The sequence below is a fragment of the Roseobacter sp. EG26 genome, from assembly GCF_049830555.1.
In the GTDB taxonomy this organism is placed as follows: Bacteria; Pseudomonadota; Alphaproteobacteria; order Rhodobacterales; family Rhodobacteraceae; genus Roseobacter.
Genome location: NZ_JBNBLH010000002.1, coordinates 72296 through 92598, shown reverse-complemented (window position 1 = coordinate 92598; position 20303 = coordinate 72296). Strand labels below are relative to the sequence as shown.

Here is a 20303-nt window from a genome sequence, read left to right as displayed (position 1 = left end):
AAGCCGGAATTTGTTGGCTATATTTGGCATTCTTAAATCTCTCTCAAAAAAAACCGTATAATGTCCTACTTCGATAATATCCGCACATTTGTCCGCATCTACGAGCTTGGCACCATGTCCGCCGCCGCGCGGGACCAGCGCATTTCCCCGGCTGTTGCCTCGGCGCGCATGTCGCAGCTTGAGGCGCATTTGGGGGTGCGCCTGTTTCAACGCACGACACGCAGCCTCACGCCCACGGAACAGGGCCGGATTTTCTACGAGGGGGCCTGCGGTGTGCTGGCTGCAGTCGAAGAAGCCGAAGCGGGCATTGGCGATGTCACTGAAAACCCGCGCGGCACCTTGCATATTTCGGCCCCTCTGGGCGTCGGGCGACGCTTGATTGCCCCGCATCTACCTGAATTTGCAGAAAACTATCCGCTGGTTGATGTGCGATTGCGGCTGAGTGACCGCAAACTGGACCTCACGGCAGAAGGGCTTGATGTGGCGTTTTTTCTTGGGCGGCCCGAAGATTCCAGCCTGCGCATTCGCAAGATTGCCGATTGCACGCGCGTGCTTTGTGCAAGCCCGTCCTATGTCGCGCAGCACGGGTGCCCCAGGTCAGGCGCGGAGATTGAACGCGGGCGGCACAATTGCCTGAACCTGCGCTTTCCCGGGGCGCGCGAATTTCAGTGGGAACTGAACACCGCAGACGGCCCGCGCAAATTCGACGTGCGGGGCCGGTTTGAAAGTGACGACGGGGATGTGCTGACTGATTGGGCCCTCGCGGGGGCCGGTATCGCGCTCAAACCGCTGTTTGAAGTCGCGCATCATCTGGAAAGCGGCGCTCTGGTGCGGGTTGTGGAGGAAACGCCGCCCCTGCCCGTTCTGATGGCCTGCCTATATACCCACCGGCGTCATCAGGACCCCAAGGCGCGATTGTTCATGGAATTCGTCATCGAACGCATGGCCGCAGCGGTGGCGGAGAAACCCGCCTAGCTGCCGCGATAGGTCGAATATCCGAATGGCGACAGCAACAGCGGCACATGGTAATGGGCGGCCTCCGACATGCCAAAGCGCAGTGGGATTTCATCCAGAAAACGCGGGCTTTCCGGTGCCACACCGCTGCGGTCCAGATAATCGCCGCAGTAAAACACCAGCTCATAGGTGCCCGTTTCAAAATCGGCTTCCGGTAAAATCTGTGCATCCGTGCGCCCGTCCTCATTGGTGACGAGCCGCCGCAGGCTGGTGCGTTGGGCACCCTCGATCCGGAAAAGCTCAATCTCCAAACCGGACGCGGGACAGCCGCGCGCCGTGTCCAGTACATGTGTGGTCAGATAACCCGCCATTTCATTCTCCTTTGCCTGCCCATTCTGATCCGGCCCGTCACCGGGTGAAACCGGTCATTTCGCAATAGTGTTTATGGTTTTTTTTGATAAACCCCAATCATTACCTGTAATATACGGATGGTGAGCAAAGGAGCACATCTATGACCCGCTACCCCCGTGACATGATAGGCTACGGTGCCACGCCGCCAGATGCGCAATGGCCGGGTGGCGCAAAAATCGCCGTCCAGATCGTTTTGAACTACGAAGAAGGTGGCGAGAACAACATCCTGCACGGCGATGCGGCGTCAGAGGCCTTCCTGTCTGAAATCGTGGGGGCCGCCGCCTGGCCCGGGCAGCGCCACTGGAACATGGAATCGATCTATGAATATGGCGCACGCGCCGGTTTCTGGCGGTTGCACCGATTGCTCAAGGATCTGCCCATCACGGTTTACGGGGTGGCCAGCGCATTGGCGCGCTCCCCCGAACAAGTCGCGGCGATGCAGCAGGCCAATTGGGAAATCGCCAGCCACGGGTTGAAATGGATCGAATACAAGGACGCCGATCCCGTGGCAGAGGCCGCCGATATGGCCGAAGCCATTCGCCTGCACACCGAAGTGACCGGCAGCGCGCCACGCGGCTGGTACACAGGGCGCTGCAGTGACAACACCGTGCGGCTGGCGGCTGAAACCGGCCAGTTTGCCTATGTCGCGGACAGCTATGCCGATGATCTGCCCTATTGGATGGAATTTGACGACACGGATCAGTTGATCGTGCCCTACACGCTGGACTGCAATGACATGCGTTTTGCCACGCCGCAGGGGTTCAATTCGGGGGACCAGTTCTTTGCCTATCTGCGCGACACCTTCGATGCGCTTTATGCCGAAGGGGATGAGGGTGCGCCAAAGATGATGTCCGTCGGTCTGCATTGCCGTCTGATCGGGCGTCCCGGCAGGGTCCAGTCGCTCAAACGCTTTCTCGATCATGCCAGATCGCATGATGGCGTCTGGTTCGCCACGCGCGAACAGATCGCTGATCATTGGGCCCAGACCTATCCGCATCAGCGCCGCGAGAAGCCAAGCGCGCTCGGGCGCGAGGCTTTCGTCGCCCGCTTTGGCGGCATTTTTGAACATTCACCCTGGATCGCCGAAGGGGCCCATGCGGCAGAACTGGGCCCCGCCCATGACACGGCGGCCGGCCTGCATAATGCACTGGCCCGCGTGTTTCGCAGCGCGGATGAGGAGCAAAAGCTGGGGGTTCTGACGGCGCACCCGGATCTGGCGGGCAAACTGGCGCAGGCAAAACGGCTTACCGCCGAGAGCACATCGGAACAAGCCACAGCCGGACTTGACGCCCTGACCGATGCGGAACGCGCAGAATTCACCAGCCTGAACGACGCCTATGTCGCCAAACACGGCTTTCCCTTCATCATCGCCGTGCGGGATCACGACAAGGCGGGCATTCTGGCGCGCTTCAGGGAACGTATTGACAATGACCGCCCCACCGAATTTGCCGAAGCCTGCCATCAGGTGGAAAGGATCGCGGAATTCCGCCTGCGTGATCTTCTGCCATGACCCGGTCTGTGATCGCCCGGCCGCTCTCGGCGCAGCATTTCGCGGCGTTCGGCGACGTGCTGGAGGTTCAGGGCGATCCCGACAAGCTGATCAATCAGGGGCTTTGCGGGCGTCACCATGACCGCGGGCGGATGGACTTTTCCACGGGCCGCGCGGGGATCAGCCTCTTTGACGCGCAACCGCGCAGCCTGCCCTTTGTGCTGGAGATGATGGAACGGCACCCCGACGGCTCACAGGCCTTTATCCCCATGCACCAGAACCCCTATCTGGTGGTTGTGGCAAAGGATGCAGGTGGCGCACCGGCCCAACCTGTTGCTTTCGTCGCACAACCGGGACAGGGCGTGAATTATCACCGGAATGTCTGGCATGGGGTTCTATGCCCGCTGGCACCTCCCGGGCTCTTTGCGGTGGTCGACCGCATCGGTGACGGCGCTAATTTGCAGGAGCACTGGTTTGATGTTCCCTGGCAGATCACCGGGGATGCCCCCGGCTGAGGATCCGTTACCCCAACCCCAGTTTCATATGCCGGTTGACGTCCTTGTAGAGCAGATAGCGGAAAGCACCCGGCCCACCTGCGTAACAGGCCTGCGGGCAAAAAGCGCGGAGCCACATGTAATCGCCTGCCTCGACCTCCACCCAATCCTGGTTGAGCCGGTAGACCGCCTTGCCTTCCAGAACATAAAGCCCGTGTTCCATCACATGGGTTTCGCAAAACGGGATCACCGCACCGGGCTGAAAGGTGACGATGGTGACATGCATGTCGTGGCGCATATCTGACGGGTCAACGAAACGGGTGGTTGCCCATTTGCCATCCGTATCCGGCATGACCGTCGGTGCCACATCCTGATCTCGTGTGACAATCGGATCGGGATGCGCAAGCCCCTCGACCGGCTCATAGGCTTTGCGGATCCAGTGGAACCGCGTCACCGCCTGCGTGTTGTTGCGCAAGGACCAGTCGCTGCCCGCCGGAATATAGGCATAGCTGCCTTCGGCCAGCGCGTGCTGCGTGTCGTTGATCACCAGATCAAACCCGCCTTCTACGACGAACAAAACCGCCTGCGCACGGGCATCCGTTTCCGGCCTGTCGCTACCACCCCCCGGTGCCACTTCCATGATGTACTGTGAAAACGTCTCGGCAAAACCGCTGAGCGGGCGAGAGAGAACCCACAGACGTGTCTTGTCCCAGAACGGCAAGAAACTTGTCACGATGTCACGCATCGTTCCTTTGGGAATGACCGCATAGGCATCTGTGAAAACCGCCCGATCCGTCAACAGGGTGGTCTGATCCGGGTGCCCACCGGTCGGGGCGTAATAAGGGGCTTTCGACATTGTGTTGTTCCTGCGTTGGGATGGGCTGACCCTCACCCAGCCAAACCGCCACCGCAAGACCGCTTCCCCCTTAAGGAGCTTTCGCCAATTTTTGAAAATCACCCAAGCATTCAACGCCCTCTGAAATAGCCGGACTGCATCTCCCGTAACTGCACCCGGCACTGCGCCACCATGAAATCAACGAACAGTCGGATTTTGGGGTCCTGCAACCGGCGGTGGGGATAAAGACAGCCAAAGATCGCGTCCATAGGCGGCGTTTGCGGCAAGACTTCCACCAGATGGCCGCTTTCCAGTTCTTCGGCCACATCAAAGACGGGTTTGTTCACAATCCCCCGATGGTCAAGCGCCCAAGCGGTCAGCACATCGCCATCATCGGAATCGTAGCTGCCAGCGGGTTCGATTTTAATTGGCCCTTCGGGCGTCTGTAACGTCCAGAAATACTCGGGCGAGCGGGGATAACGCAGCAAAAGACAGTTGTGCTCCTTTTCGGTAAGATCCTGAGGGCGCTGCGGCGCGCCTCTCCCTGCCAGATATTCCGGCGTTGCACAAAGCACCCGAGGACAATCCGCAATCTTGCGCAGCGTCAGCGTGGACTCGGGCGGCGTTCCGACCATCAGGGCCACATCCAGCCGGTCATCCAGCAAATCGACCTTGCGGTCAGACAGGCGCAAACGGATCGAAATGTCGGGATAGTTCTCTACGAACCGTGGCACCAGCGGGGCAACGATGCGTTTGCCGACCCCAAGCGGGGCTGCAACCTGAATAACCCCATGCGGACTACCTGCAAACCCGGCGATCACCGCTTCGGCGTGTTCAACGTTCTCCACAATCGTGCGCGCATGATCGTAAAAACTCTGCCCGGCTTCCGTAGGCGTCAGTTTGCGGGTTGTGCGGTTGAACAGACGCACATCCAGCCGTTTTTCCAGCTCCTTGATCCTGTTGCTGGCCACAGCCGGTGTCAGACGCAGATCGCGCCCCCCTGCGGTGATGCTGCCAAGCTCCACCACACGCACGAATACTTTCAGACTTTCAAGATACGGCATGTTTCCGCCTCGATTTTCAATGAATCGTTGAAAAAGCTTACCAGTCTCAGGCGTTTTGTCGAAGATCGAAATAGGTCATGATGAGAACAACCACATGACGGAACCACAGATCGGGGACATTCAACCCATGCACTCCAGACCCAACATCCGCTTTTTGCTGAACGGGCGTGACATCAGCCTGGACGACGTGGGGGCCTCCGATACCTTGCTGGACTATCTGCGACTGGAACGTCGCCTGACCGGCACCAAGGAAGGTTGTGCCGAGGGTGATTGCGGGGCCTGCACCGTGCTGGTCGGACGCTTGCAGGACGGCAGTTTGCGCTACGAAGCGGTGAATGCCTGCATCCGCCTGATGGCCTCACTGGACGGCTGTCACGTCGTTTCGGTCGAATATCTGTCCGGTCCGCATGGCAAGCTGCACCCGGTGCAGCAGGCGATGGTCGAACATCATGGCAGCCAATGCGGATTTTGCACGCCGGGGTTTATCATGTCGCTCTACGCGCTCTGGATGCAAAAACCCGATCCCTCCGAAGACGAGATTGAAACCGCCTTGCAGGGTAATCTGTGCCGCTGCACCGGTTACGCCCCGATCATTCGCGCCGCAAAGGCGATCACAGAACATGGCTCGCCCGCCGAGGATGCGCTCACGATGGAACGGGACGACATCACCACACGTCTGAGCGCTTTGCAGGATGGCAAGCGGGTTGATCTGCGCAAAGACAACAGCCGCGCGATCCTGCCTGCCAACACGGATGATCTGGCGCAGGTCCTGTTGGAAACGCCCGATGCCACCATGGTGGCCGGTGCCACGGATGTCGGGCTTTGGGTGACCAAGTTCCTCAAGGACATCTCTCCCGTTGTTTTCCTCAACCATCTGGAAGAACTCAGGAAAATCGAACGGCGCGATGATCATATTCACATCGGTGCGGGTGTCAGCTATTCCGATGCCGAGGCCATTTTATGTGATGAGTACCCGCATCTGCGCGCGTTCTGGGACCGGATCGCCGGCTGGCAGATCAGAAACATGGGCACCATCGGCGGCAATATCGCCAACGGCTCGCCCATCGGTGACACCCCCCCGGTGCTGATTGCCCTTGGCGCGGAGATCACGCTGCGGCGGGGCGATGCACGCCGCACCCTGCCCATCGAAGACTTCTTCGTCGATTATGGCAAACAGGATCTGGTGCCAGGTGAATTTCTCGAAACGATCCGCGTGCCCCGACCCGGCCCGGATGCACGGCACAGCGCGTATAAGATTTCCAAGCGGCGTGATGAAGATATCTCGTCGGTCTGTGCCGCTTTCAACGTGACCGTGCAGAACGGCACGATCCAATCGGCGCGCATTGCCTTTGGCGGCATGGCGGCAACACCGAAACGGGCCGCCAGCGCAGAACAGGCGCTCGTGGGTCAAACATGGGCGGAGGCAAGCCTGACCGCCGCTGCCGAAGCACTGGCGCAGGATTTCAGCCCGTTGACCGACTGGCGGGCTTCCGCAGTTTACCGGATGCAGGTCTCTAAAAACCTTTTCCGCCGGTTTTATGCCGAACATTCCGGTGCGACATCCGATGTTCAGCTGGTTCGGGGCTGAGGGGGCATGGCGATGAAAGACACTTCGATGACACTGGACCCACGGCACGACTCAGCGATCAAACATGTGACGGGCCGGGCGGAATATGCCGATGATATTCCCGAACCAATTGGCACTTTGCATGCCTATCTGGGGCTGTCCACGCGCGCGCATGCGCGGGTGGTGGTGATGGACCTCGCGGCTGTCCGCGCTGCCCCCGGTGTGGTCGGCGTTCTGACCGAAGAAGATATCCCCGGCGAGAACGACGTCAGCCCGACCGGCCTCAAGGACGAACCGATCTTTGCCGGACCCCTCGTACAATTCTGGGGTCAACCCATGTTCGCTGTTGTGGCCGAGACGCGCGATGCCGCGCGCCGGGCGGCCAAGCTGGCCGACATCACCTATGAAGACCTGCCCCATGTGCTCGACGCCGCAGAGGCGCGCGCGGCGCAATACCCCTATGTCACCCCGCCCCTGAAGCTGGAGCGCGGCGATGTGGCGCCTGCATTGGAGGCCGCACCGCATCGCCTGTGGGGCCAGATGCGGGTTGGCGGGCAGGATCACATGTATCTGGAAGGTCACATCGCCTTTGCCATTCCGGGCGAAGATGAAGACGTGGTCGTGCATTCCTCCACCCAGCACCCGTCAGAAGCGCAACATATGGTGGCCAAGGTTCTGGGCGTGAACTCCAATGCGGTCACCGTCAACGTGCGGCGTATGGGCGGTGGCTTTGGCGGCAAGGAAACGCAGATGAACCTCTTTTGCGCGGTCGCCGCCATGGCCGCCAAGAAATGGCACCGCGCTGTGAAAATCCGGCCAGACCGGGATGATGACATGTCCGCAACCGGCAAGCGCCATGACTTCGTGATTGATTATGATGTGGGCTTTGACGCTGACGGGAAAGTCCACGCGGTTGATGGTGATTTCGCGGCGCGCTGCGGGTTTTCATCCGATCTTTCAGGGCCGGTCACAGACCGCGCGCTCTTTCACGCGGACAACGCCTATTTCTATCCGAATGTGCGTCTCACTTCGCATCCGATGAAGACAAACACCGTCTCAAACACTGCCTTTCGCGGCTTTGGCGGCCCGCAGGGGGTGATCGCGGCGGAACGGATCATGGAAGAAATCGCCTACGCTCTGGGCAAAGACACGCTGGAGGTGCGGCGCGCCAATTTCTACGGCACCGAGGACCGCAACGTCACGCCCTACCATCAGACCGTCGAAGACAACATCATGCCGCGCATCGTGGATGAGTTGGAAGCCAGTGCCAAGTATCAAACCCGGCGCAAGGCCATTCTGGCGCATAACGCAAAGGGCGGCATCACCCGCAAAGGCATCGCGCTGACACCGGTCAAATTCGGGATTTCCTTCACCGCGACATGGTATAATCAGGCCGGATCACTTGTGCACATCTACAATGACGGGTCGATTGCGCTGAACCACGGCGGCACCGAAATGGGTCAGGGGCTGAACACCAAGGTTGCCCAGATCGCGGCGGAAGCTTTCGGCGTTGATTTCGCCCGCGTGAAAATCACCAAAACGACAACGGAGAAAGTCCCCAATACATCCGCCACAGCGGCCTCTTCAGGCTCTGACCTGAATGGTATGGCCGCCCTTGACGGCTGTGAACAGATCAAGGCCCGGCTGGTCGAGTTTGCCGCCGAAAAATGGCAGGCCAAGCCTGACACCATTCGCTTTGCCGACAATCACGTGCATATCGGTGCGGAATCAGTACCGTTTTCCGATTTCATCAAACAGGCCTATATGGCGCGCATTCAGCTATCTGCGGCGGGGTTCTACAAGACGCCCAAGATCCACTGGGACCGCGCCTCCGGTAAGGGGCGTCCATTTTATTACTATGCCTATGGTGCAGCCTGTTCCGAGGTCACGATCGACACGCTGACCGGTGAATACATCGTCGAGCGCACGGATATTCTGCATGATGTGGGCCGGTCGCTGAACGCGCAACTGGATATCGGTCAGATCGAAGGGGCCTTCATTCAGGGCATGGGCTGGCTGACAACCGAAGAACTGTGGTGGGACAAACAGGGTCAGTTGCGCACGCACGCGCCGTCGACCTATAAAATCCCGCTGGCCTCGGACCGCCCGCGCATTTTCAACGTCACCCTGCCGGACTGGTCGGAAAACCGCGAGAATACGATCAAACGTTCCAAGGCCGTGGGTGAGCCACCCTTCATGCTGGGCATTTCCGTATTCGAGGCCCTGTCCATGGCCGTAGCCAGCGTGGATGATTACAAGACCTGCCCGCGTCTGGATGCGCCTGCCACACCGGAGTGCGTTCTGATGGCGGTTGAACGGCTCAGAAAGGGGCGCGCGGATGTCTCTTGAAGCGTTCTTTGACAGACATGGTAAGGTCATCCATGTGCGCCAGACCGACGTGCGCGGCTCCGCACCTCGTGAGGCCGGGGCGGAGATGTTCGTGGCACTGACTGCAACCTATGGCACCATTGGTGGCGGCCAGTTGGAATATATGGCCATCGATCAGGCGCGCGCCATGCTGCGGCAGGGACGTGCCAGCACGCAGATGAATGTGCCGCTGGGGCCGGAAATCGGGCAATGCTGCGGGGGCCGCGTGGTGCTGCACCTCACGCAGTTGAGCGCAGCGGAAACCGTTGCGGCTTGCGCCAGAGAAACAGCCGATCACTGCGCCTATCGCCAAGTCTACATTCTGGGGGCCGGTCATGTGGGGCGGGCTTTGGCGCAGCTTTTCCAGCATTTGCCCGTTCGTTGCTGCCTTGTCGACACCCGCGCCGAAGAGTTGGCGCTGTCCGATGCCGCCGTGGACAAACGATGCACCGCCCTGCCGGAGGCTGAGATCAGACAGGCCCCCGCTGGCAGCGCCTTCATCGTGCTGACCCATGATCACGCCCTTGATTTCCTGCTGACATCCGAGGCTCTGGCAAGACCGGATGCCGCCTATGTCGGTCTGATCGGGTCCGCGACCAAACGCGCAAAATTCGAAACCTACTGCCGAACCAGCACACCGGAGGTATCAACCAACGCGCTGATCTGCCCCATCGGGGCGGGCCATAGTACCGACAAGCGACCCCATGTGATCGCTTCTTTTGTGGTGGCCGAGGTCATGGCCAGGCTCACCGAGCCGCAACTGAATACCAAAATCACCGCCTGAGCGCGGTTACCGAAAGTCACAAACGCCCGCACGCCGTACCGGCAGTGCGCTCAAAAGACTTGTCTTAGGGAGGACAATAAAATGGCACAGGCCAGCTACAGTTACAAACTTTTCGCGCGCAGCGATTACAGCGCTTTCTGGGCGCTTTTTACCGACAACCTTGTAAATCTCATGGTGCTGTCAGCGGTCTGTCAGTTCGTCTTCCAGATGCCCGCCGACATCGTTTACGGCCGCATTGTTCCGGGCGCTGCCGTGGCCATTCTCGCAGGCGTTCTGGTCTATGTGCTGATGGCCAAACGCGTGGCCAACAAAACCGGCAAGGACGTCACCGCCCTGCCCTATGGCATCTCCACGCCGGTGATGTTTGTCTATCTCTTTGGCGTGATCGGGCCGATCTACTGGAGCACGCAGGACGCGGTTCTGGCCTGGCAGGTGGGCATAGGTGCCGGTTTCATGGGCGGCATCGTGGCGGCCTTCGGGGCCATTGTCGGGCCGTATCTCAAACGCATCACGCCGCGTGCGGGCATGCTCGGCACGCTTTGCGGCATTGCCATTGTCTTCATCGGTTCGGTGCCACTGACCCAAGTCTTTGAAAACCCGATCATCGGCTTTGCCTCGCTTGTTTTCATCCTCTGGGGGTTGATTGGCCGGTTTCGCCTGCCAATGGGCATTCCCGCAGGCCTCATCGCCATTGGTGTCGGCACACTCATTGCCATTCTGCTCGGCCAGTCACGCTTCAGCTTTGAGGGTGTGGGGTTCTATCCGCCGCTGCCCTATTTCGGCGATCTGATCGCGGGCGTGCAATACCTCTTTGCCAATCCGGAGCTTTTCCTCGTGCTGGTGCCGGTACAAATCTACAATTTCATCGAGACCATGAATAACGTGGAAAGCGCCGAGGCCGCGGGCGATCACTACCCCGTTGCCGCCTGTCAGGTGACCGACGGTATGGGCACAATGATCGGTGCCATCTTCGGCTCACCCTTCCCCACAACTGTCTATATCGGACACCCCGCCTATAAACGCATGGACGCTCATGCAGGCTACGTTATCGGTGTTGGTGCCGTTATCGCCTTTTCCGCTTTCTTTGGGTTTCTTGCTTTTCTCAACGGGTTGATCCCGATTGCTGCCGCCGCACCGGTTCTGGTCTTTGTCTCGGTCAGCCTGATCACCAACACGGCCTTTTCGGTCAAGACCGAGCATATGGCGGCTGTCTCCTTCGCGATCCTGCCGCATATCTCCAGCTTTCTCGTGACCAAATGGGGGTCCTTGATGAATGCGCTGCGCAGCAATGGTGTTGAAGGCTTGCCCAACCTCGGGGATGCCGATCTGACCGCAGCCCTGCTGATGGAAGGCGCACATTACGAAGGGCATCTGGCCTTGTCGCAGGGCGCGATCATCACCGGGCTGATCTGGGGCGCGATCGTGGCATCCATCATCGACGGCAAGTTCAAGAACGCCGGGGGTTTCGCCATTGCCGCCGCAGTCATGTCATCCATCGGGATCATCCACGCCGCCAGCCTGCAGGTGCCACAGCTTGACGGTATCACCATCGGCTATCTGATCGTCGGGGCTTTCCTGCTGATCTATCCCGCGATTGCCCCCAAGGAAGATCTCGAACACCGCGTGATCGTGCCGGATGAGCCTGATTTTCTGAACACTGACCTGCCGGGCGAGCGCGCCTGAGCACAGGCGGGGCGGTTTTTCTGCCGCCCCGCACACAATATCTTCAAGGCCCAGAAAACATGAACGATACTCTGCTACGCGGACGCCTCCTGACCTTTCACCACGCGCCGGAAGACGCCAGTGACACGGATGCCTATACCTATATCGAGGACGCTGCCGTGGTAGTGCGCGACGGGCTGATCGTGGCCTCAGGCTCATTCGACGAGATCGCGCCACAGGCCCGGAACGCCGAACTTGTCGATCACCGCCCCAATCTGCTGATGGCCGGGTTCATTGACACGCATCTGCACTTCCCGCAGGCGCAGGTTGTCGCCTCCTGGGGCAGTCAGCTTCTGGACTGGCTGAACGGCTATGTTTTTCCCGAAGAAACCCGCTTTCAGGACGCGGCGCATGCCAGTGCCATTGCGACACGGTTCTTTGACGTTCTGACGCAACACGGCACCACGACGGCTGTGGCCTATTGCTCTGTTCACACCCAATCCGTGGACGCCTATTTCACAGAAGCCGCCCAGCGCAATATGCGCATGATCGGGGGCAAGGTGATGATGGACCGCAACGCGCCGGATGCGCTTTGTGACACGGCCGAAACCAGCTATCACGACAGCAAGGCGCTGATCGACAAATGGCACGGAAAAGGGCGTGCGGGATATGCCATCTCGCCCCGCTTCGCGATCACCTCGACACCCGCTCAGATGGAGATGGCGGGCGCTTTGGTCGCCGAAAACCCCGGATGCCACGTGCAGACACATGTCTCCGAAAACCTGGATGAAATCGCTTTTGCGAAATCCCTTTATCCCGATGCCAAGGACTATCTGCACATCTACGAAACCTATGGTTTGCTGAATGACCGGATGCTGCTGGGTCACGCCATACACCTGTCGGACCGCGAAGTGGCAACACTGGCGGAAACCGGCGCGCATCCCGTTTTCTGCCCCACGTCCAACCTCTTTCTGGGCTCGGGGCTCTTTGATGACGCGCGCCTGCGCGCGGCCGGTGTGCGCAACGCGATTGCCACAGACATTGGTGCGGGCACCAGCTATTCCATGCTGCAAACCCTCAATGAGGGCTACAAGATCCTGCAGCTTCAGGATCAGAAACTGCACGCCCTGCGCGCCTTTGACTGGATCACGCGGGGCAATGCAGATGTTCTGGGACTTGCGGATAAAATCGGCACGCTGGAAGCGGGAAGTGAAGCGGATATCGTTGTGCTTGACGCTTGTGCCACGCCTGCCATGTCACTTCGGATGGAGCGCGCGGAAACACTGGAAGAGGAGTTGTTTGTGCTCCAGATCATGGGCGATGATCGCGCCATCGCGCAGACCTATGTTGCAGGTGTGCCTCAGAAATAACCGGCAGGACTAAGGCGATTTGGCGGCTTCCAGCGCCTGACGCAGCACATCCCGGTCGCCGATGTGGTTGCACAAAACCAGGATCAGCCGCGCGTTAAAGGCATCGCTTTGATCCTTATCAAGTCCTTCATGTGCGGCCAGAAGCGCGTCATAGAACCCGTCGGGATCAGGGATATTCGGTGCCAGGTTGAGGGTCATGGTCAGGCTCCCTTGCCAATCGCTGTTTTGACGGCGGCGGCCAGCGCATCACCATCCGCCTCCGGCCAGCGCGCCGCCACATGCTGGTCAGGCCGGATCAGATAAAGGGCCTGTGGTTGCGCGCCAAGATAGCGCTGCGCCAATGCACCGGTCGGATCATGCTGAGCCGTTGTCAGTGCCAGATGGGTCAGCGGTACCCCTTCCACCACATCGATTTCTGGGGCCGCACAATTGAGGGCGAGCACTGTGAATTGGCCCGGCAACCTGTCCAGAAGATAGCCCTGATCCAGCGGCGCGTCGATGCAGGGCGCACCCACGCGGGTGATGTCCGGCCCCGCCAACGCGTCCGGGCCATTCAATGGCATATGATCATAAACGCACGGCACGGAGAGGCGACCGGAATTCACCATGGGTCGCGCAAATTCATGCTGCCGCGCCAGATCAAGCACGGCATTGCGGAATATCTTGCTCATATCAGATTTGGGCGTCAGGAAATCCGTAGCACGGGTGGAATTCAGGATATTCTCATCCGCCCCATGCGCGCGCTCTGCCGAATAGCTGTCCAGCAGGCTTTCCGGTGCGAGACCTTTAACAATGAAATCCAGCTTCCACGCCAGATTATCCGCATCCTGAATGCCCGAATTCGCCCCCCGCGCGCCAAAAGGAGAGACCTGATGCGCGCTGTCGCCGGCAAAGATCACGCGCCCGTGCCGGAATTCTTTCATCCGGCGGCACTGGAAGGTGTAAATGGAGGTCCATTCCAACGCGTATTCGGCACCCTCCCCAAGCATCGCGTCCACTCGCTCCCTGATCCTGACGGGATCGAGTTCGGCCTGCCGGTCGATGTCCCACCCCAGTTGGAAATCAATGCGCCAGATGTCATCAGGCTGCTTGTGCAGCAGTGCCGACTGACCGCTGCCCTTGAAAGGAGGTTCAAACCAGAACCATCGCTCGGTCGGAAACGCCGCCGTCATCTTTACGTCTGCAATCAGGAAGTTGTCTTCGAACACACGCCCGTCAAAGCTGAGACCCAGCATGGTGCGCAACGGCGAGCGCGCGCCATCACAGGCCACCACCCAATCCGCCGCGATCTGATAGAGACCCTCGGGGGTACCCACATCCAGAACGACGCACTCGCCCTGTTGTGCAATGCCTGTAACAGCGTTCTGCCCCCGGATCTCAATAGGCGCGCCTTGCGCTTGCGCCACGCGGATTTCATCCACCAGGAATTTTTCGAAATAGGGTTGTTGCAGGTTGATGAAGGCTGGCATCTTGTGACCCGCCTCCGGTTGCAGGTTGAATTCAAAAACCCGGTCTGGCCCATGAAAAACTTTGCCAACATTCCAGATGACACCTTTGTCGAGCATGGCTTGACCTGCGCCCAAACGGTCTGCAATCTCCAACGTGCGTTTGGAAAAACAAATCGCGCGGCTGCCCTGCCCGACGCCTTCGTGATCGTCCAGCACCAGAACCGGCGTGCCCTTGCGCCCCAGATCAAGCGCTGTGGCCATACCGATCGGACCACCGCCCACTACGACCACCGGCAGGCGCTGCATCGGCATATCCTGCGCCGCCACCCGCGCGTAGGGGTAAAGCTTGAACGCAAGGTCATATCTGACGTCTACCATCGGTGTCCTCCCCAGAACCCTACGTGACCTTCAAGCAGGGCAAATCACCCCTGAAGGGCTGCCCACATTTCCAGATCACGCTTGTCCGTCCAGATGCGCGGTGTGTCGATGCCGCGCGCTTCGTCAAAGGCACGGGCCACATTGAAAGGCAGGCAGTGCTCGTAAATTGCGTAATCCTTGAATTTCGGATCACAGGCTGCGCGCACAGCGTCCCAGGCCTCTTTCAGCGTGCCACCTGACGCGGCTATCCGGGCCGCCGGGCGGTAGGTGCTGGTCACGAAATCGCGCGTGTTCTCAATGGCCGCCGTCACCATGTCCTTGCCCACCAGCGCATCGCCACGACCGGGCGCGATGGCGTCCACATCATAGGCCTTGATCGCATCGAGCGTGCCGCCCCAGTCGCCGAAATGTCCGTCACCGCAATAGCAGGCAGAGTGGTATTCCACGATGTCACCGGTAAACATCACATTCTGGTCGGGCACGTGAATGACCGCATCCCCCGCCGTATGCGCCCGCCCGAGATGCTTGATGTCGACCTGGCGCTTGCCCAGATAGACGGTCATGCTGTCTGAAAAACTTGTGGTCGGATAGGTGAGACCGGGGATGCTTTCATGCCCCTCGAACAGACGCGGGAAACGCTGGAATTCGCTATCCCAGTCTTCCTGACCGCGCTCGACCACCATGGCGCGCGCCTTGTCGGACATGATAATCTGATCCGCGCCATAGGCAGATGCGCCCAGCACGCGCACCGCATGATAGTGGGTCAACACCAGATGGCTGATCGGTTTGTCGGTGACGTCACGCACCTTCTCAATGACCTTGTTCGCCAGCCGCGGTGTTGCCTGCGCCTCCACGATCATCACGCTGTCATCGCCAATGATCACGCCGGAGTTCGGGTCGCCTTCGGCGGTGAAGGCCCACAAGCCATCGCCCACCTCGGTGAAAGAAATAGCTTTCTCCGTCAGATCGCCTGCGGATGCGAATGCTTTGCTCATCTGGTTGTCTCCTTTGGCCCGTTTCTGAGCCGATGTTTCAGGGGCGGCACGGATGGCACCGCAGAGTGTGGATTTTTGCAGCTGCACATTTGTCGTTACACCGGGGTATCCGCATCCGGCTGCCGGTCCGGGTGGGCAGCAGCGATTGCGGGAACACTCAGCGCATGGGTCTCTATGCGTTCGGTTTTCGGGTAAGGTGCCAGATCAAGCCCCCACCGCCGGGCATTATAAACCTGTGCTGCGATGCAAAGATCCGCCAGATCGGGCGTCGTACCAAAGGCAAAAGGATGATCATCGGTCAGTTGAGCCTCCAGTGCGGCGAACCCTTCTGCCATCCAGTGGCACATCCATCCCTGCGATTGTTCGGCACTTGCCCCAAAGCGGGACTTCAGTTGCCCGATGACACGCAGGTTGTTGACCGGGTGAATGTCGAGGGCCACCGTATGAGCCACCGCCAGAACCCGCGCTCTTTCCAGCGCATCCTGGGGGATCAGTCGCGGCTCAGGCCATGTCGCCTCTATGAAATCCAGAATAGCCATGGACTGCGTCAAGGCTGTGCCATCTTCCAACACCAGCGTGGGCACGCCGGCACCGGGATTGAGCGCACGGTAGGCGACGTCCCGTTGCGCGCCCGCAACCAGATCAACCGGCACCGTCTCATAGGTCACTCCCTTGAGGTTCAGCGCCGCGCGCACGCGGTAGGATGTTGTGGACCGCCAGTAGGAGTAGAGCTTCATTTCTTCCCCGGCGTGCCGTCGAACTTCTTCTCAAGGCTGTCCCAGCAGTCGATGTAATCATCCTGCAATGGCGCCTCCCGAGCGGCAAATCGCGTCAGATGCTGCGGAAAGCGGGTCTCGAACATGAACGACATCGTATTGTCGAGTTTTTCCGCCTGCAAATCCGCGTTGCTGGCCCCTTCGAAGGCGTTTTTATCCGGTCCATGCGGCAGCATCATATTGTGAAGGCTCATGCTGCCCGGCACGAAACCCTGCGGTTTGGCATCATACTGACCGTATATATTGCCCATCAGTTCAGACATGATGTTCTTGTGATACCACGGCGGGCGGAACGTGTCCTCAGCCACCATCCAGCGTTCACGGAACAAGACAAAATCAATATTGGCCGTGCCTTCGACTCCGCTTGGCGCGGTCAGCACTGTGAAGATCGACGGATCAGGATGATCAAAGAGGATCGCGCCCACCGGGCAATAGGTCCGCAGGTCGTATTTCACCGGCGCATAATTTCCATGCCAGGCCACCACGTCCAGGGGCGAATGGCCGATTTTGGTCTCATGGAACTGGCCCGCCCATTTGATCACAACGGATGAGGGCTCTTCGCGATCCTCGAAGGCAGCAACCGGTGTTTTGAAATCGCGCCGGTTGGCCATGCAGTTGGCCCCGATGGGCCCCCGCCCCGGCAGATCGAACTTCTGGCCGTAGTTTTCGCAGACAAAGCCCCGCGCCGGGCCTTCCAGCACCTCTACGCGGTAAAGCAGACCTCGCGGCAGAACCGCAATCTCCTTTGGCTCCAGATCGATGATCCCCAGTTCGGTGCAGAACCGCAGACGCCCCTCTTGCGGCACGACAAGCAATTCACTGTCGGCCGAATAGAAATACTGATCCTGCATAGATTGGGTCACCAGATAGATGTGGCTCGCCATGCCGACCTGCGTGTTCACATCCCCCGCGGTCGTCATTGTGCGCATGCCCGTCAACCAGGTAAGCGGCTGTTCGTCATGGGCGACGGGATCCCAGCGATACTGGCCAAGGCTGACCACATCAGGATCAACATGAGGCGCGGACTTCCAGTAAGGCACATCTATCTTTCCATAGCGGTGCGAGTGTTTGACCGACGGTCTGATGCGGTAACACCAGGTACGTTCATTCTGATGGCTGGGCGCCGTGAAAGCTGTACCGGAGAGCTGTTCGCCATAAAGACCGTAGTTCACTTTTTGCGGACTGTTCATCCCCTGCGGCAGTGCGCCGGGCAAGGCTTCAGTTTCAAAGTCATTGCCAAACCCGGGCATGTATCCCGCGTGTGGGCCGGGCAACGACGGCGCTTGCACCATGTCACGTGGTTGCGTCTGATCGTTCATTGAGCCCTCCATCGATTGCGACAGGAATGGATGTATTGGTTACTTTTGTAACTAACAAGCTGTTTATCTGAACCCGACCATAGAAAACTCCTCGCCTAACCGAGTGTCGACACGCCTCGCGCACGCTGATCAGCCCCGGCAAAAACGGCTGCCAGCAGAGCAACAAGAAGTGCAGACATGAAACCCTGACATTGGCCGGGATGGCACCTACGGCGATTTCACAGGCTCCAAGCTCAAGATCTTGCCTATTTGTGGAAAATTCTCTTTGTGGTTGAAGGTGATGGTGATATTGATTGCTCATAGATTTATTTTTTTAAACCGAAGGCCTGAGGCGATTTGCCTGCCTCTGCGGGGGTGTGATGGTGAAACTATTTACTCATATTGTGATCGGGGTTTTCTGGATCACGTTGTCTGTGGCCAATGTGGCACGGGCGCAGGATGCTGGTACAGAAGAGGGCGATGCGACCGCCGACGTCTCCCCCGTCGGCAGCTTCATTGAGATTCGTCCCCCCGAAGGTGGCCTTACCGAGGTCGAAGAGACCGAGACACCGCAACAGGGCTCCTTCATCGACCGGCTCACGGACGAACAGGAGGCCTATATCAATGACCGGGCGTTTCCACTGGAGGCCGCGATCTGGGATTTCCCCGAGATCTTTGTTTGCTGGGAGGATATGGACCCTGCGTTCGAAGATCAGCGCGCTCTTGTGCAAAAGGCGGTCACCGATACCTGGCAAGCGGCATCGGACCTTGAGTTCTTCGGCTGGTCGGAATGTGTTGAAGGCGCAGGCGGCATCCATATCGCCATCAAAGACACCGCGCCGCACGTCAAACAGCTGGGCAAATTCATCGACGGGATGCCCGAAGGCATGGTTCTGAATTTCACCTATGATTTCTGGTCCCCCGGGTGTCAGGACATGCTGGAATACTGCACGCGGATCATTGCCGTGCACGAATTTGGCCACGCCATCGGATTTGCCCATGAACAAAACAGACCCGATACGCCGGAAGCCTGCGACAAGGCCCAGGGAACCATCGGCGACAATACCTCGCTCACGGTCTACGACCCGCATTCAGTGATGAACTATTGCAATGCCATCTACGGAAACGACGGTAAGTTGAGCCCGCTCGACATTGCCGCGGTACAAGTCATTTACCGAAAGGGATAATGTGTTCAGGTTTATTTTCTCATTTATTTTTCTCATTGGTTTTGCGGCGGGACCGCAGTTGGCACAGGCGACCCCTCACGACGACGTGAAACCCGGGCTGATTTATCTCAAGGCGTCGGGGACGGCTGGCAAAGAAGGCCATCCCAAGCGCGGCGTCAAAGGCGGGGTGATCAGTCAGGGCACCGGTTTTTTTGTCGGCAAAGACGGCTTCATTCTGACCACGCGGCACTTTCTTGATCCGCTGGAGGACGCCGAAGCGCGGCAAGTCACCATCACGGCCTCTATCGGCGGGGCCAGTTCGGACGACATTCCCGTCCTGATCGCCTCAGAGCTCAAACGCGTCGATCTTTTGCTGCTCAAGGCAAACATGCCCTTTGACAAACCCGCCCCGAAACCCCTGCAGATCGGCCGACCCAGCCAATATAACCGCGAAAATCCGACACCCCTTTTCACCTCCGGCTTTCATGGCGAGACCTACCGGCGCAAAGAGGTGGAATTCAACGCATCGGAAAGCGACGATTTTCCCTACGCCTGGACGGTGAATGTCAAAACCAACAGCGGTCAGAGCGGCAGCCCGGTTTATGATGGCGACGGTCGCGTCTTGGGCGTCGTCAAAGCGACCGCCAAGGAGGATGATGAGCTGACACTTATTGTCCCAATCGACTATGCAATGCCACTGATCGGCCATCTTGAAATTGACAGGCTAAATGAGCAGGTCGAATGGCTGATGGGGGTGGTCGACGGGCTGACACCGGAAGATCCGCCTTTGCATCTGCGGCTGAAAGGCATTGAGGAAAACATTCATCAGCTCAGCAGCCGCTTCACCTGGACAGCCTTTACCGCGGCTGACGGTACGTTGCGGATTCGCTACGAGAAACTGATCGGTGGTGGGGCGCAAATCGGCGACATCACCATTCAGGTCAAACCCTACATTCGCTTCAAGGAAGACGGGGAAATCAAGACCCAAGCCACCCGACCGCTGAAACTGACGGACAACGGGAAAAACCTGTTTGAACGTCGGAATCTTGACGAAAGCGAAAGGATCGGCGAATTCCTGATCCCCGATGTCCAAAGCAAGCTCGACGCGCTCAAGGACGTCTTTGCCGACGTTCCGCCCGACGAGCCCTACCGGAATATCGAAGTAACAATCCTTCCAACTGTGGGGGGCGAAACGCTTGAGACACGAAGGCTTTCCGTCGTGCCAACCTATGCATGGAATTAAGA

General features: G+C 59.0%; 18 protein-coding genes. 10 read left to right on the top strand and 8 right to left on the bottom strand.

Translation table 11 applies throughout. From position 1 onward, the window contains the following. Positions 1–60 precede the first annotated feature (60 nt). Positions 61–975 carry a LysR family transcriptional regulator gene (locus ACOTTU_RS06070; RefSeq protein WP_425656616.1) on the top strand — a complete coding sequence of 305 codons (915 nt, stop codon included), beginning with the start codon at positions 61–63 and terminating at the stop codon, positions 973–975. Here the strand turns inward: ACOTTU_RS06070 and uraH are convergent. Next, positions 972–1325 carry a hydroxyisourate hydrolase gene (gene uraH, locus ACOTTU_RS06065; RefSeq protein ID WP_425656614.1) on the bottom strand — a complete coding sequence of 118 codons (354 nt, stop codon included), beginning with the start codon at positions 1323–1325 and terminating at the stop codon, positions 972–974. The genes ACOTTU_RS06070 and uraH overlap by 4 nt on opposite strands. Before the next feature lie 140 nt (positions 1326–1465). Here uraH and puuE point away from each other — a divergent pair, with 140 nt between their 5' ends. Both puuE and ACOTTU_RS06055 read left to right on the top strand, forming a co-directional pair. Then, entirely contained in the window at positions 1466–2875 is a 1410-nt protein-coding gene (puuE, locus tag ACOTTU_RS06060; RefSeq protein WP_425656612.1) for an allantoinase PuuE, read from the top strand. Beyond that, positions 2872–3369 (top strand): ureidoglycolate lyase, encoded by a 498-nt coding sequence (locus ACOTTU_RS06055; protein WP_425656610.1) that lies wholly within the window; start codon positions 2872–2874, stop codon positions 3367–3369. Before puuE ends, ACOTTU_RS06055 begins: the two co-directional genes overlap by 4 nt. Before the next feature lie 7 nt (positions 3370–3376). Here ACOTTU_RS06055 and ACOTTU_RS06050 read toward each other — a convergent pair whose 3' ends face one another. Beyond that, on the bottom strand, positions 3377–4204 hold the full coding sequence (locus ACOTTU_RS06050; RefSeq protein ID WP_425656608.1) for a bifunctional allantoicase/(S)-ureidoglycine aminohydrolase: 828 nt from the start codon (positions 4202–4204) through the stop codon (positions 3377–3379). 110 nt (positions 4205–4314) lie between these two features. Then, the gene (locus tag ACOTTU_RS06045; RefSeq protein ID WP_425656606.1) at positions 4315–5247 is read right to left on the bottom strand and encodes a LysR substrate-binding domain-containing protein; all 933 of its coding nucleotides are present in this window, start codon (positions 5245–5247) and stop codon (positions 4315–4317) included. A gap of 127 nt (positions 5248–5374) precedes the next feature. Between ACOTTU_RS06045 and xdhA the strand changes: the two genes are divergently transcribed. From xdhA to guaD, 5 genes are all read left to right on the top strand, one after another. After that, on the top strand, positions 5375–6835 hold the full coding sequence (xdhA, locus tag ACOTTU_RS06040; RefSeq protein ID WP_425657136.1) for a xanthine dehydrogenase small subunit: 1461 nt from the start codon (positions 5375–5377) through the stop codon (positions 6833–6835). A 27-nt stretch (positions 6836–6862) separates the two neighbouring features. Then, entirely contained in the window at positions 6863–9163 is a 2301-nt protein-coding gene (gene xdhB / locus ACOTTU_RS06035; RefSeq protein WP_425656605.1) for a xanthine dehydrogenase molybdopterin binding subunit, read from the top strand. Next, positions 9153–9965, top strand: coding sequence for a xanthine dehydrogenase accessory protein XdhC (xdhC, locus tag ACOTTU_RS06030; protein WP_425656603.1), 813 nt, complete (start codon positions 9153–9155; stop codon positions 9963–9965). Before xdhB ends, xdhC begins: the two co-directional genes overlap by 11 nt. Positions 9966–10046: 81 nt before the next feature. Further along, a complete protein-coding gene (locus ACOTTU_RS06025; RefSeq protein ID WP_425656602.1) occupies positions 10047–11648 on the top strand; it encodes a xanthine/uracil/vitamin C permease in 1602 nt (533 codons plus the stop codon). Positions 11649–11707: 59 nt separating this feature from the next. After that, positions 11708–12997 (top strand): guanine deaminase, encoded by a 1290-nt coding sequence (guaD, locus tag ACOTTU_RS06020; RefSeq protein WP_425656601.1) that lies wholly within the window; start codon positions 11708–11710, stop codon positions 12995–12997. 9 nt (positions 12998–13006) lie between these two features. On the opposite strand, the gene ACOTTU_RS06015 is transcribed toward guaD, so the two are convergent. From ACOTTU_RS06015 to hmgA, 5 genes are all read right to left on the bottom strand, one after another. Next, on the bottom strand, positions 13007–13195 hold the full coding sequence (locus ACOTTU_RS06015; protein ID WP_425656599.1) for a DUF2783 domain-containing protein: 189 nt from the start codon (positions 13193–13195) through the stop codon (positions 13007–13009). A 2-nt stretch (positions 13196–13197) separates the two neighbouring features. Further along, positions 13198–14823 carry an FAD-dependent oxidoreductase gene (locus ACOTTU_RS06010; protein ID WP_425656597.1) on the bottom strand — a complete coding sequence of 542 codons (1626 nt, stop codon included), beginning with the start codon at positions 14821–14823 and terminating at the stop codon, positions 13198–13200. Positions 14824–14867: 44 nt separating this feature from the next. Next, positions 14868–15818, bottom strand: coding sequence for an MBL fold metallo-hydrolase (locus ACOTTU_RS06005; RefSeq protein WP_425656596.1), 951 nt, complete (start codon positions 15816–15818; stop codon positions 14868–14870). 95 nt (positions 15819–15913) lie between these two features. After that, positions 15914–16555, bottom strand: a complete 642-nt coding sequence (maiA, locus tag ACOTTU_RS06000; protein ID WP_425656595.1) for a maleylacetoacetate isomerase — start codon at positions 16553–16555, stop codon at positions 15914–15916. Beyond that, a complete protein-coding gene (hmgA, locus tag ACOTTU_RS05995; RefSeq protein ID WP_425656594.1) occupies positions 16552–17913 on the bottom strand; it encodes a homogentisate 1,2-dioxygenase in 1362 nt (453 codons plus the stop codon). The genes maiA and hmgA overlap by 4 nt, the downstream gene beginning before the upstream one ends. Before the next feature lie 362 nt (positions 17914–18275). On the opposite strand from hmgA, the gene ACOTTU_RS05990 reads away from it, so the two are divergent. After that, the gene (locus ACOTTU_RS05990; RefSeq protein WP_425656593.1) at positions 18276–19079 is read left to right on the top strand and encodes a M12 family metallopeptidase; all 804 of its coding nucleotides are present in this window, start codon (positions 18276–18278) and stop codon (positions 19077–19079) included. Between the two features lie 58 nt (positions 19080–19137). Further along, positions 19138–20301 (top strand): S1 family peptidase, encoded by a 1164-nt coding sequence (locus ACOTTU_RS05985; RefSeq protein ID WP_298917013.1) that lies wholly within the window; start codon positions 19138–19140, stop codon positions 20299–20301. Positions 20302–20303 lie beyond the last annotated feature (2 nt).